The sequence below is a fragment of the Microvirga mediterraneensis genome (assembly GCF_013520865.1).
In the GTDB taxonomy this organism is placed as follows: domain Bacteria; phylum Pseudomonadota; class Alphaproteobacteria; order Rhizobiales; family Beijerinckiaceae; genus Microvirga; species Microvirga mediterraneensis.
In genome coordinates this window covers 3,068,234-3,081,190 of record NZ_JACDXJ010000001.1, presented here as the reverse complement: position 1 = coordinate 3,081,190, position 12,957 = coordinate 3,068,234, and the positions used below count along the sequence as shown (strand labels likewise).

Sequence of the window (12,957 nt, the reverse complement as noted above, 5' to 3'; positions counted from 1 at the left end):
GCTTCAGACCGCCTTGCCGAAGCGCTGCTCCAGGGCCGCGATATAGGCGTCGCGGGACGGCTTCAGGTGGTCGCGGCACAGCTGCACCAGCCTCTCGCGATCCGAGGCCCTGAGGGCTTCGATCATCGCCCCGTGATCCTCTTTGGCTTTAGCGAGATGTCCGGGATCCGCCGCCGTATAGGAGCGCACGCCATGAGCCTTCTGTGCGAGGTTCCGGATGAGCTCGATGAGATGCGGATTGCCGCAGATGCCGAACAGCGCATTGTGAAAGGCTATGTTCGTCCGAAAGGCGGCCCGGGAATCCATTCGGTCAACGGCGGCGGAATGCTGCTCGTGGATCTCCGTGAGCGCGGCCAGCGTCTCCGGCCCGGGCGGCAGCGGGATCTGCTGCGCCGCCAGCGTTTCCAGGGCCTCCCGCACGAAATAGATCTGGCGCACATCGGTCGGGCTCAGCATGCGTACCGTGGCGCCCTTGTTCTGAACGCGTTCGACCAGGCCCATCCGTTCAAGCTCGGCGATGGCCTCGCGCACCACGTGCCGTTTGACCTCGAATCGTGCTGCGAGGTTCTCCTCGATCAGCCTTTCCCGGGGCTGCAGCCAGCCGAGGACGATGTCCTCCTCGAGAGCCTGCGCCACCTGCCTCGCCCTGGCAGTCGAGGCCTGACGTTCCGCACCGTCCATTCCGGTCCATTCTCATCAACATTATTGTTGACAATCTTGATAGCACATCAATGATCGCTCGTCATGAGCGATGATCCCAAACCTCCCGCATTCGGCCTGCGCCGCAATCTCACCAGCTACGGCGACCCCGAATTCTCCTTGTTCCTGCGCAAGGCGTTCATCAAGGCGGCCGGCTTCTCGGACGATGCGCTGGAGCGGCCCATCGTCGGGATCACCAACACCTTCAGCGACTTCAACCCCTGCCACGGCAACGTGCCCCGGCTGCTCGAGGCGGTAAAGCGTGGCGTCATGCTGGCAGGCGGGCTCCCGATGGAGTTCCCGACGATCTCCATCCACGAATCCTTCGCCAGCCCGACCAGCATGTTCCTGCGCAATCTCATGGCCATGGACACGGAGGAGATGATCCGCGCACAGCCGATGGATGCGGTGGTGCTCATCGGGGGCTGCGACAAGACCGTGCCGGCCCAGCTGATGGCGGCCGCGAGTGCCGACGTTCCGGCCATCCAGCTGATTACGGGGCCGATGCTGGTCGGCCATCACAAGGGTGAAATGCTCGGGGCCTGCACCGATTGCCGCCGCCTGTGGGGGCGGCACCGGGCCGGCGTCATGGATCAGGACGAGGTGGAGATCGTCAGCGGACGCCTGGCCCCGACCCAGGGCACATGCATGGTCATGGGCACGGCGAGCACCATGGGCTGTCTCGTCGAAGCGCTCGGCATCGCCCTACCAGGGACGGGAACGATCCCGGCGACCCATGCGGACCGGATCCGGGCCGCCGAGGCGAGCGGTCGCCGGGCGGTCGCGCTGGCAGGGCAGGGGCCACGCCCGAGCGAGCTGCTGACCGAGGCGGCCTTCCGCAACGCCATGGTGGTGCTCCAGGCGATCGGAGGCTCGACCAACGGCTTGGTCCATCTGGCGGCGATCGCGCGCCGTCGCGGCCTCCGGATCGATCTGGAGGAGTTCGACCGGATCGGCCGCGAGGTTCCGGTTCTCGTAGACCTGAAGCCCTCGGGCGGCCAATACATGGAGCATTTCCACTGGGCCGGGGGCGTACCCCGTCTATTGCGGGAGCTGCGCGGCCACCTCGTCCTGGACGCCGTAACGATCACGGGCGAGACCATCGGGGCAATCGCCGATGGCGCCGAGGACGTGCCTGAGCAGACGGTGATCCGTAGTCTGGCCGATCCTCTCAAGGCGACCGGGGCGATGGCCGTCCTGCGCGGGAACCTCGCGCCTCTGGGGGCGGTGATCAAGCACTCGGCGGCGTCTCCCAACCTTCTGCAGCATACCGGCCGCGCAATCGTGTTCGAATCGGCCGAGGATCTCGTCACCCGCATCGACGATCCGGATCTCGATGTGACGGCGCAGGACATTCTCGTCCTGCGAAATGCCGGGCCGAAAGGAGCGCCGGGCATGCCCGAGGCGGGCTATCTGCCGATCCCGAGGAAGCTCGCCCAGGCAGGCGTGATCGACATGGTCAGAATTTCCGACGCCCGCATGAGCGGCACCGCCTTCGGCACGATCGTCCTGCATATCGCCCCGGAATCAGCGACCGGCGGCCCCCTTGGCCTCGTCCGGAACGGGGACATGATCCGGCTGGACGTACCCGAGCGGCGCCTCGAACTCCTCGTGGACGAAGACGAACTGAAGCGCCGCGCTCAGGAATGGACGCCACCAAGCCATCTCGCAGAGGAGAGCCGTGGATACCGCGGCCTCTATTTGAAGAGCGTGCTGCAGGCCGACGAAGGCTGCGATTTCGATTTCTGCTGACGGCTGCCTGCTCTAACCCACACTGCCCCTGAACGAGGTTCACATGCGTATCATCGACGTCCGCGAGATCACCCAACCGATCGCCTCGCCGATCCGCAACGCCTACATCGATTTCTCGAAGATGACGACCAGCCTCGTCGCCGTCGTGACCGACGTGGTGCGCGACGGTCGCCGCGTCGTCGGCTACGGGTTCAACTCGAACGGCCGCTACGGGCAGGGCGGCCTCATTCACGAGCGCTTCCGTGACCGGATCCTGGAGGCCAGCCCTGAGAGCCTTCTCGACGACAGCGGCAGCAACCTGGATCCGCACAGGATCTGGGCCACGATGATGAAGAACGAGAAGCCCGGCGGGCATGGCGAGCGCTCGGTGGCGGTAGGCACCCTCGACATGGCGATCTGGGACGCCACGGCCAAGATCGCCGGCAAGCCGCTTTTCCGCCTGCTGGCGGAGCGTGAGGGGCGCGAGGCCAACCCGAGGGTCTTCGTCTATGCCGCTGGCGGCTACTATTACCCGGGCAAGGACGACAGCGCTTTGCGGGCCGAGATGCGCAGCTATCTCGACCGGGGCTACAATGTCGTGAAGATGAAGATCGGCGGCGCCTCCATTGCAGAGGACCAGCGCCGGATCGAGGCGGTGCTGACGGAGATCGGCTCGCAGGCGCGGCTCGCCGTCGACGCGAACGGCCGCTTCGACCTCGAAACCGCCATCGCCTATGCCAAGATGCTCCGCAACTACCCGCTGTTCTGGTACGAGGAAGCGGGCGATCCCCTCGATTATTCGCTCCAGGCCGCGCTCTCCGAGTTCTATCCCGGCCCGATGGCGACCGGCGAGAACCTGTTCTCGCATCAGGATGCCCGGAATCTTCTGCGCTACGGCGGCATGCGGCCGGATCGCGACTGGCTGCAATTCGATTGCGCTCTGGCCTATGGGCTCGTGGAATACCTGCGCACTCTCGACGTGCTGGCGCAGTTCGGCTGGTCGCCCTCCCGCTGTATTCCACACGGCGGGCACCAAATGTCCCTTAACATCGCGGCAGGCCTTGGTCTCGGAGGCAATGAGAGCTATCCGGACCTGTTCCAGCCCTATGGCGGCTTCCCGGACAGCGTGCGGGTCGAGAACGGCCATATCGTCATGCCCGACCTTCCGGGCATCGGATTCGAAGGCAAGTCGGACCTGATCAAGGTCATGCGCGAGTTGGCGGAATAACCGACCTCACATTCCTCTGACAACGAATAGCAAGAGTTACCATGTCATCTGAACAGAAGAAGCGGTATCGACTGGCGGTCATTCCGGGCGACGGCATCGGCAAGGAAACGACGCCCGAGGGCGTGCGGGTTCTGGAGGCGGCGGCCAAGAAGTTCGGTTTCGAGCTGCAGCTCGATCACTTCGATTTCTCCTCCTACGACTACTATGCCAAGCACGGGCGCATGCTGCCGGAGGACTGGAAGCAGCAGATTGGCTCGCACGAGGCCATCTTCTTCGGCGCCGTCGGCTGGCCGGAGAAGATCCCGGACCACGTCTCGCTCTGGGGCTCGCTGTTGCAGTTCCGGCGCGAGTTCGATCAATACATCAACTTGCGTCCTGTGCGCTTGATGCCCGGCGTGCCGACGCCGCTCGCCAACCGCAAGCCCGGCGATATCGACTTCTGGGTCGTGCGTGAGAACACCGAGGGCGAGTACTCCTCCGTCGGCGGCAAGATGTTCCCGGGCACGGACCGCGAGGTGGTGATCCAGGAAACCGTGATGACGCGCATCGGGGTCGACCGGGTCCTGCGGTTCGCGTTCGATCTGGCGCAGAAGCGGCCCAGGAAGCACCTGACCTCCGCGACCAAATCGAACGGCATCTCGATCACGATGCCCTATTGGGACGAGCGTGTGGAGGAGATGGCCCGCAACTATCCCGATGTGACATGGGACAAGTACCATATCGACATCCTCACGGCGCATTTCGTGCTGCACCCGGACTGGTTCGACGTGGTCGTCGCCTCGAACCTGTTCGGCGACATCCTGTCCGATCTGGGCCCGGCCTGCACCGGCACGATCGGCATTGCGCCGTCGGGCAACATCAACCCGGATCGGACCTTCCCGTCCCTTTTCGAGCCCGTCCACGGGTCGGCGCCGGACATTGCAGGGCAGGGGATCGCGAACCCTATCGGCCAGATCTGGTCGGGCGCGATGATGCTGGAGCATCTGGGAGAGACGGAGGCCGCCGCCGCCATCGTTCGGGCCATCGAAGAGGTCCTGAGCGAGCGGACCCTGCGCACACGCGATCTCGGTGGAAACGCCGCTACCGAAACGCTCGGTAAAGCGGTGGCCGATGCCGTGAGCTGACGAGGCCGACGCCGTCACCGTTGGCTACCAAAAGGCAGGCGATGTGGGATAAAGGTGCTTCGAGCGAGATTATTCGAGGAACGACGACAAGAGCCGGGTTGATCCTCGACCGATCCCCATCATCGTGCAATGCGAGCCGGTGGCTCTTGGGCACGATGGCCACCGCCGCGACCGGAACGGTTTCGATTTCCGGCTCGGTCCGATCCAACGGACCGTCCGCCGCATCCGTTACCAAGTGGGACGGTATCTTGCCGACCCTCGGACCCGGAGTTGGCTTCTTGGTCGGTAGGATACGGACGGGGGCAGCATGTCACGGCCATACGGCAATACGACGGCCCATATAAGTTCCATAATATATCTTATGCGAACTTTAGATGTGGCTGCCATACACAGATGTCGGTGCACTGCGCACGGTCGCCTGCAACCTCAAGCTCCAGTCCGGCAAGGTGATGTTCATCGTCGAACCGAACGAGATTACAAGGGCCCCTCGCCGGCCAATACGTGACGGTGATCGACTATGCGGCATGAACAGCATGCGTCACTGGGCCTGCTGGAATTGGGTTGATGCGATATGCTCAAACGGTGAGGCACGCCTACTGTTGCGCCTTGCTCATGAACTGCTCGACGACATTGGACATGTCGAACGATGAGCCTCCTTGGACGGGCGGGTAATCCGCCAGCGTTTTCAGATGCTGCTGCATCAGGACGCCCATGGGCTGGATCAGCCAGGACACCTTCTGCATCAGGTGGCCGTAGGCATCCGCCGAGGAAAAGCTCTCGAACGGGTCCATGCGGATATTGAAGACGAGCGGAACCGTCCTCGGCAGCACGTCGGCGTAGTAATCCTCCTTCGTGGAGAAGTGGAATTTCCACGGCCCCATGCGCACTGCGGTCAGCTTGCTCTCGTAGTAGTGGAAGATGTGGTTGCGTTGGGAATCGGCGGCGTCCCCCTTCCAGTAGGCCAGATTGTTGACGCCGTCGATGTATTGCTTCTTGTCCTGCAACATCCTGGCGTTGACGTCGGCGATGCCCGCTGCGGCTGCAAGCGTGGTGAACATGTCCTGGTGCGCCTGGATGCCGTTGAGCACCTTGCCTTTCGGCAGCGCAGCCGGCCAGCGCACCATAGAGATGACCCTGACGCCGCCCTCGTAGGTGGTCATCTTCTCGCCGCGGAACGGGGTTGTTCCGCCATAAGGCCACGACGAGTGCTCGGGCCCATTGTCGGTCGAGTACCAGACAACGGTGTTGTCCGCGAGACCCTGCTGATCGAGCCAGTCGAGGACCAGGCCGATATCATGGTCGTGCTGCAACATCCCGGATCCGTGGAAGTCGGCTTCGGACGTGTAGGTTTCTGCGGCGTAGCGCCACTTGTCGTTCAGCCTCGTATAAAGATGCATGCGGCTTGTGTTGAGCCAGACGAAGAAGGGCTCATTCGCCTGTCTCGCGGCCCCCATGAAGGCGAGCGCCTTCGGAATGACCTCGCCTTCATCGAAATTTTTCATCCGCTCCTGCGTCAAGGGACCCGTGTCCTCGATCGTCTGCTTGCCCACTCGCCCGAAGCGTGGATCCTCCGTCGGGTCGTCCCTTGTGCTTGCCCTGGCATGCAACACGCCGCGTGTGCCGAAGCGCTTCTCATAGTCCTCGATGTTGCCGGAGAAGGCCCTGCCGAAGCGCTGGTAATCCCGCTGCTCGGACTCCTCCTGCGTGTTGAGATGGTAGAGATTGCCGAAGAACTCGTCGAAGCCGTGGACCGTCGGCAGATGCTCGTTGCGGTCACCGAGATGGTTCTTGCCGAACTGCCCGGTCCGGTATCCCGCCGCCTTCATCACCTCGGCGAGGCAAGGCGAGGCGGCCTGCAAGCCCAGCGCCGAGCCGGGCTGTCCGACGGTGGTCATGCCGGAACGGATCGGATACTGACCCGTGATGAAGGCCGCGCGTCCTGCGGTGCAGCTCGGCTGCGCGTAATGGTCGGTGAAGCGGATGCCATCGTTGCCGATGCGGTCGATGTTGGGGGTCGTGTAGCCCATCGTTCCCATGCCGTAGGCGGACACATTCTGCCAGCCGATGTCATCGCCCCAGATGACGAGGATGTTCGGCGGCCGCCCCGATGGCGTGGCCGGTCGGGGCTGCGATGGTGCGGGCTGGCTCGATGCTTCGTTGCCGACCGCCATGGCGGCCGCGATCGCGGTACCCGTCAGAAGTAGCTTGCGTCGGTTGAGGCCATGGCCCGCCTCATCCGCTTGGATGCCATTCTGCTGCATCTTTGTCACATCGTTGATCATGGGGTGCCCCGTTCTCTTAGCGTGCGTTGGCATGCGCTGGAGCTAGTCTGGGTACGCGCTCGATCACTCAAGGATAACAATCGGCAACGGGCGGACCGGTAGACGGAACAGGTGCTGTGGCAGCCCCGAAACCTCCGTCCCGATGTGTCATTATGCGACTGCCGCGTACCGTTGTGCCATTAGGTCAAACCCTGAACTCGCGCCAGGATTCAGAGGTTTTACGCAGATTAAAACCATGCGGCACCAAGATGGTGGTGCTTACTTCGGCGGCATGGGTGCAGGCCGACAAACAGATATTCGACCTCGATCAGGCATACCGCCTGAGCTCTCCCGGAGGTCGGATCAGCCTCACTCGGCCGGAAGCGGGACACCTCTATCTTGCGTTGGCATTGGGCATGGCTGCCCTCTCGTCCCCTGCCGCATCGAGCCGTCATGCTTCCGGGTTAAATCTGCATCCCGGACAACATAAATGGATGCGCCTCTGGTGAGAAGACGCCGCGAACCATGTGGCCGTTGTCGATCCGTGTTTCCCGCTCGGGCGTCCACGAGAGCCGATCAGGCGTCAGATGCACCTCGATCCGCTCACCGGCATAGCCCAACGCTGAAACGATTGCGTCGAGCGATGGGATCGATGGTGCAACGATATCGAGCAGTGTCATCGATGTTTCCTGCCGCCCTTCGACCGCGACGACCGCGTCGAGATCGGACAAGTGGATCAATTCCATTTCAGGCGCCGTAACCGCCATCAACATGAACAAGGCCGGGTGATCGCAGGCCGATGCCACCTGCGACGTTGGGCTCCGACGGGCGAAGAGATCCTTCAGTAACGCGACATCCCGGTCCTCGGCGAGCGTCAAAAGACGGTATGCGGGCTTCGCCGGCTTCGGGGCTAGACTGGCACTGAACGTCGTTTCCAGGATCTGACGGAAGCCGAACGGCGTATAGAGATCCGGCGTGCCGGTTCCCAGGATCACGAGATCCGCCCGCGCATCGGCGTAACTGAGCGCTCGCCGCATCAGATCGCGAAACAAACCTTTCCCTCGCCACTCTGGTCGAACCGCAACGGATTGAACGCCGAAGGCTTGGACCTGTTCTCCCAAGAGCCATAGCCGCCGCTCATAGAGGCTGACATTGGCCACCAACTGCCCCCCGAGCCACCAACCGAACGCGACAACGCTCGGATCATGGCCCAACCGGTCCAGCGGCGAAACATCGACCTCGAATACGTCGTATATGAGCCGTGTCAGTTCCGACAATCCCTCTCTGGAATGTGCATAGTCGGAACGGAATACGAGCGGGTTCATCCATCACCTTTTTCGCGCCCGACGACGCGCTTCTCAATAGTCGGGTCACCAGATTACATTGTCGTGGCATCGAGACAATGTTCCGATCCGCCCTGCCCTTCGACTGCCATGGCTGCAGCGGCATCGTTCGAAGATGCATCGCAAGGTCACGTTGAACGGGTACAGGAGTGTATTCTCGAAAGCACATTGCCCCGGCATTAGATCAGGCTCTTAGAAATCTTATTGCGCGAACTCACCACCGAGGCCTCGACGCTCCGTAAACTCGGCGACTAGGGCCGGATATTGCTCCATCGGCGGCAGGGCCTCGAAGCTGTGAATCGCTGGCGTCACGGCCCAGGGCAGCTTCTCGCGTGTCCAGGTTTCGATGAACGGCGCCAGACCGGATGTGTCGTCCAGCATGGTAGTGCGCACATTGACGAACTCGTCCATGCCGTCGGGCCGGGTGAAGAGCCAGCTCATACAATGCTGGCAGAAGAAATGGCGTGTCGCGCCGTGCAGACCGCCGATGACAGGTTCGCCCTGGACGACTTCGACTTGATCGCTCGGATACAGGACGCTCAGGGAAAAGGCGCTCGCGGTCATGCGCTGGCAACCGGTGCAGTGACACGCCATGGTGACAATGGGCGCGCCCCTGATGCGAAACCTCACCTGCCCGCACCGGCATTGCCCGTTCCGCACTTCATCATGATCCGCCATCGCTTCATCTCCTTTCAATCGCCCTCGCCTCACGCGGCTTGCCGCATCGCCTTTTCGATCACGGCGAAAATCCTGTCATCCATGCACTGAGCCACGTTGAAGCGCATGAAGCCCGAGGCCGTCTGCGACGCGCTGAACACGTTGCCTGGTGCGAGCACGACGCCCTCGCTCAACGCGTGGCGTGCCACCTCGGCGGCGTCGAGTCCATGTGGGAGCCTGCACCAGACGAGCATACCGGCTTTCGGCATCACCCAGGGCTCAATATCGAGGGATCGCAGACGCGCGGCCACCGCCACCATGGCACTGCCGAGCCGCATGCGCAGTGCCTCCAGGTATTTCCGGTAGCCGCTGCTGCCCAGGACGCAGAAGACGAGTTCCTCCGAAAGGCGACTGCTCGCAAAACCGGTGGCGATGCGCAGATCGGTGAGTTTGTCGATCCAATCCCGACGCGCGGCGATGTAGCCGCAGCGGAAGGAGGCCGAGAGGGTTTTGGAGAAGCTGCCGATCCGCACGACGCGGTCGAGGCCGTCGAGCGCCGCGAGACGGGCGGCGGGCTCGACCTCGAAATCGGCGAAGATATCGTCCTCGATCACGATCAGATCGTGGTCTTCAGCGAGCCTGAGGAGCCTGTGCGCCGTGCCGGCCGAGAGCGAGGCCCCGGTCGGGTTGTGCAGGCCGGAATTCGTGATGTAGAGGCGCGGTCGATGCCGCGCGAGAGCTTCCTCGAAAAGCTGCAGGTTCGGCCCGGCCGGCGTATAGGGAACGCCGATGACATGAACCTGCTGGGCTCGCAGGAGGGCGAGGAAGTTGAAGTAGCACGGGTCGTCGACGAGGACGACATCGCCGGGCTGGACGAGGAGCCGGCACACGAGATCGATCGCCTGCGTACCCGAATCCGTCAGCAGGATCTGCTCTGGCCGCGCTTCGAACCCCTGCTCGGCCATGCGCCGCGAGAGGAGTTGGCGCAGGGAGCCCAATCCGAGCGGCGTGCCGTAATCCGTGAGCGCAGCCATGTCCTTCGTTCGCGCGAGGCTCCGCAAGGCGCGGCGTGTCTCTTCCTCGGGCATCCAGGTGCCCGGCAGCCAGCCGCAGCCGGGTTTGAGTACCTCGTCCTTCGCCTCAAGGGATTGCCTCGAGACCCAAAACGGATCGATGGCGCGGTCGAGACGCGGCGCGAGCTCCGCCAGCGACAGAGGCGCCAGCGGTGCCGCGCTGTAGAATCCGGAGCCGGGGCGGGAGCGGATCACCCCTTCCGCCGCCAAACGATCGTAGGCTTCCACGACGGTGGATTTGGACACCCGCATGGTTCGGGCAACGGCGCGGATCGATGGGAGCTTCGCACCGGGCGTCAGGGAGCGACGGGCGATCTGGTCCCGGATCGAGAGCATCACCCGCTCGACGAGCGTTCCATCAGCCTTGGTCGGAGAAAGATCGTCCACTGTACCGCCCTTCCCTACAAGACAGTTTAGTATAACTGTACTGCACTGTCTCTGGAAATGCGATCCCGCTCGGTTGAAATCGGCCCAGGAGGTTCGGACATGGACAAGACGACGGAAGGCTGGCTCAGTGGGTTTCTCGGGGTGCTGATCTTCAGCGGATCCCTCCCGGCAACGCGGATCGCGGTGGCCGATCTCGATCCGCTGTTCCTGACCGTGGCCCGGGCCTCCATCGCTGGCCTGCTCGGCGCAGCGCTTCTAATTGCCCTTCGCCAGGCGCGGCCGGCACGTCGCGATCTCCTGCCGCTCACCATCGTGAGCCTTGGCGTGGTGGTCGGCTTTCCGCTGCTGACGGCACTGGCCCTTCGGCATGTCACCGCGGCTCATTCCATCGTGTTCATCGGGCTCCTGCCGCTGGCTACGGCTATCTTTGGCGTCGTGCGCGGTAAAGAGCGGCCCAGGCCCGCCTTCTGGATCTTCTCCGGGATCGGCGGATGCCTCGTCGCGGGGTTCGCCCTGTTCCAAGGTGTCTCGGCTTCGCCGGTCGGCGACCTCTTGATGTTGGCGGCGGTCCTCCTCTGCGGCCTCGGCTACGCGGAGGGCGCGACGCTCGCCCGGCGTCTGGGCGGGTGGCAGGTCATCTCCTGGGCGCTGGTGTTGTCCCTCCCCTTCATGGTCGCGCTGTCGCTCCTCACCCTGCCCTCCTCCTGGTCCGCAATCGGCCTGCCCGCATGGCTGAGCCTTGCCTATGTGTCCCTGTTTTCCATGCTGATCGGCTTCGTCTTCTGGTATCGCGGGCTGGCGCTCGGCGGCATTGCGGGCGTCGGGCAATTGCAGCTCCTCCAGCCCTTCTTCGGCCTCGCATGGTCGGCCGTGCTCCTGAACGAGGCTGTGGGCTGGCCGATGATCGCCGTGACCCTCGGGGTGATCCTCTGCGTGGCGGGCGCCAAGCGCTTTTCCAAACCGGATCCGGCGAGAGCCCAGCACGTCGCATCGGCGGAAGCGGGCGCCAGCTCGTGAGCTCGGAGCTCAGTCCGTCGTCACGGCCGTCTCTATATCGGACGGGTCGATCTCACGGGTGAGGCCCGCATTGAGCTTTTCACGGTCGAGCTCGCCCTCCCACCACGCGACGATGACGGTCGCGATGCCGTTCCCGGTGATGTTGGTGAGTGCGCGCACCTCGCTCATGAACTTGTCGATGCCGAGGATGACGGCCATGCCCGGCACGAGAGCCGGATTGACCACGGCCAATGTCGCCGCAAGGGTGATGAATCCTGCGCCCGTGACACCGCTGGCGCCCTTCGAGGTGAGCAGCGCCACGAGCAGGATGGTGAGCTGCTGGCCGAGGGTGAGGTCGTAACCCAGCGCCTGCGCGATGAACAGGGTCGCGAGCGTCATATAGATGTTGGTGCCGTCGAGGTTGAAGGAATAGCCCGTGGGGACAACGAGACCGACGACGGATTTCGAGCAGCCGAGCCGCTCAAGCTTCTCCATAAGCTGCGGCAGCGCGCTCTCGGAGGAACTCGTGCCGAGCACGATCAGGAGCTCGTCCTTGATGTAGCCAATGAACTTGAAGATGCTGAATCCAGCGATCCTGGCGATCGTTCCGAGCACGATGAAGATGAAGAGGGCCGCCGTGGCATAGAAGGTCACGATCAGTCCGAAGAGATTTCCCAGGGCCGAGGGACCGTAGCGGCCGATGGTATAGGCCATGGCCCCGAAGGCCCCGATGGGAGCTGCCTTCATGACGATGGCGATGACGCCGAACATCGCATGCGCCACGTCGTCGATGAAACTGCGCACCGTCGTGCCGCGCTCGCCCAAGGCGAGCAGCGCGAATCCGAAGAGGATTGCGAACAGGAGCACCTGCAGAATGTCACCCTGCGCGAAGGCCCCGACAACGCTGTCCGGGATGATGTGCAGGATGAAATCGACCGGCCTCTGCTCGGCCGCCTGCTTGGCGTAACCGGCGACGGCAGCGGGATCGGGCGTTCCGGAGAAACCCGCGCCGGGCTTCACGATATTGCCGACGAGAAGGCCGATGATGAGGGCGAAGGTCGAGACGACCTCGAAATAGATCAGCGCCTTGATGCCGACGCGCCCTACCTTCTTGGCATCCTGGATATGGGCGATGCCCGACACCACCGTGCAGAAGATGATCGGCGCGATGACCATCTTGATCAGCTTGATGAAACCGTCGCCCAGGGCCTTGACCCAATCGTTCTTGGCCAGGTCCGGAAAGAGCCATCCCACGAGGACGCCGAAAAAGATTGCGATCAGCACCTGGATGTAGAGAACCTTGTACCAGGGTTTCTTGCGAGGCCGCGTGACTTCGAGCCGGTCTCTTACTGCAACGGTTATCATCGCCGCCTCCTGACACAAAGATGGCGCGGGCGGCCGTCGTCATTTCGAAACGGCACGGCCAGACCTTTCGAGCAGGTCCTGGCTGTTAATTCC

Annotated in this window: 10 protein-coding genes; 4 read left to right on the top strand and 6 right to left on the bottom strand. The window is 63.3% G+C overall.

Going from position 1 to position 12,957, the window contains the following annotated elements; all coding sequences use genetic code 11:
* Positions 1-3: 3 nt before the first annotated feature.
* Positions 4-681: a GntR family transcriptional regulator gene (locus tag H0S73_RS14565; RefSeq protein ID WP_181052830.1), complete on the bottom strand. Its 678-nt coding sequence runs from the start codon at positions 679-681 to the stop codon at positions 4-6.
* A gap of 63 nt (positions 682-744) precedes the next feature.
* On the opposite strand from H0S73_RS14565, the gene H0S73_RS14560 reads away from it, so the two are divergent.
* The 3 genes from H0S73_RS14560 to H0S73_RS14550 are packed head-to-tail and all read left to right on the top strand — an operon-like array spanning position 745 to position 4,782.
* A complete protein-coding gene (locus H0S73_RS14560) occupies positions 745-2,451 on the top strand; it encodes an IlvD/Edd family dehydratase (RefSeq protein ID WP_181052829.1) in 1,707 nt (568 codons plus the stop codon).
* Between the two features lie 43 nt (positions 2,452-2,494).
* Entirely contained in the window at positions 2,495-3,658 is a 1,164-nt protein-coding gene (locus H0S73_RS14555) for a mandelate racemase/muconate lactonizing enzyme family protein (RefSeq protein WP_181052828.1), read from the top strand.
* A gap of 41 nt (positions 3,659-3,699) precedes the next feature.
* Positions 3,700-4,782: a tartrate dehydrogenase gene (locus H0S73_RS14550; protein WP_181052827.1), complete on the top strand. Its 1,083-nt coding sequence runs from the start codon at positions 3,700-3,702 to the stop codon at positions 4,780-4,782.
* A 593-nt stretch (positions 4,783-5,375) separates the two neighbouring features.
* Here H0S73_RS14550 and H0S73_RS14545 read toward each other — a convergent pair.
* The 4 genes from H0S73_RS14545 to H0S73_RS14530 all read right to left on the bottom strand — a co-directional run bounded on the left by H0S73_RS14545 (position 5,376) and on the right by H0S73_RS14530 (position 10,452).
* The gene (locus H0S73_RS14545; RefSeq protein ID WP_202049809.1) at positions 5,376-7,064 is read right to left on the bottom strand and encodes an arylsulfatase; all 1,689 of its coding nucleotides are present in this window, start codon (positions 7,062-7,064) and stop codon (positions 5,376-5,378) included.
* Between the two features lie 443 nt (positions 7,065-7,507).
* On the bottom strand, positions 7,508-8,368 hold the full coding sequence (locus tag H0S73_RS14540) for a GNAT family N-acetyltransferase (RefSeq protein WP_181052826.1): 861 nt from the start codon (positions 8,366-8,368) through the stop codon (positions 7,508-7,510).
* 219 nt (positions 8,369-8,587) lie between these two features.
* On the bottom strand, positions 8,588-9,064 hold the full coding sequence (locus tag H0S73_RS14535) for a GFA family protein (RefSeq protein WP_181052825.1): 477 nt from the start codon (positions 9,062-9,064) through the stop codon (positions 8,588-8,590).
* Between the two features lie 29 nt (positions 9,065-9,093).
* Positions 9,094-10,452: an aminotransferase-like domain-containing protein gene (locus H0S73_RS14530; RefSeq protein WP_181054349.1), complete on the bottom strand. Its 1,359-nt coding sequence runs from the start codon at positions 10,450-10,452 to the stop codon at positions 9,094-9,096.
* Between the two features lie 150 nt (positions 10,453-10,602).
* On the opposite strand from H0S73_RS14530, the gene H0S73_RS14525 reads away from it, so the two are divergent.
* The gene (locus H0S73_RS14525) at positions 10,603-11,520 is read left to right on the top strand and encodes a DMT family transporter (RefSeq protein WP_181052824.1); all 918 of its coding nucleotides are present in this window, start codon (positions 10,603-10,605) and stop codon (positions 11,518-11,520) included.
* A gap of 9 nt (positions 11,521-11,529) precedes the next feature.
* Here H0S73_RS14525 and H0S73_RS14520 read toward each other — a convergent pair whose 3' ends face one another.
* The gene (locus tag H0S73_RS14520; RefSeq protein ID WP_181052823.1) at positions 11,530-12,864 is read right to left on the bottom strand and encodes a dicarboxylate/amino acid:cation symporter; all 1,335 of its coding nucleotides are present in this window, start codon (positions 12,862-12,864) and stop codon (positions 11,530-11,532) included.
* Between the last annotated feature and the right edge of the window lie 93 nt (positions 12,865-12,957).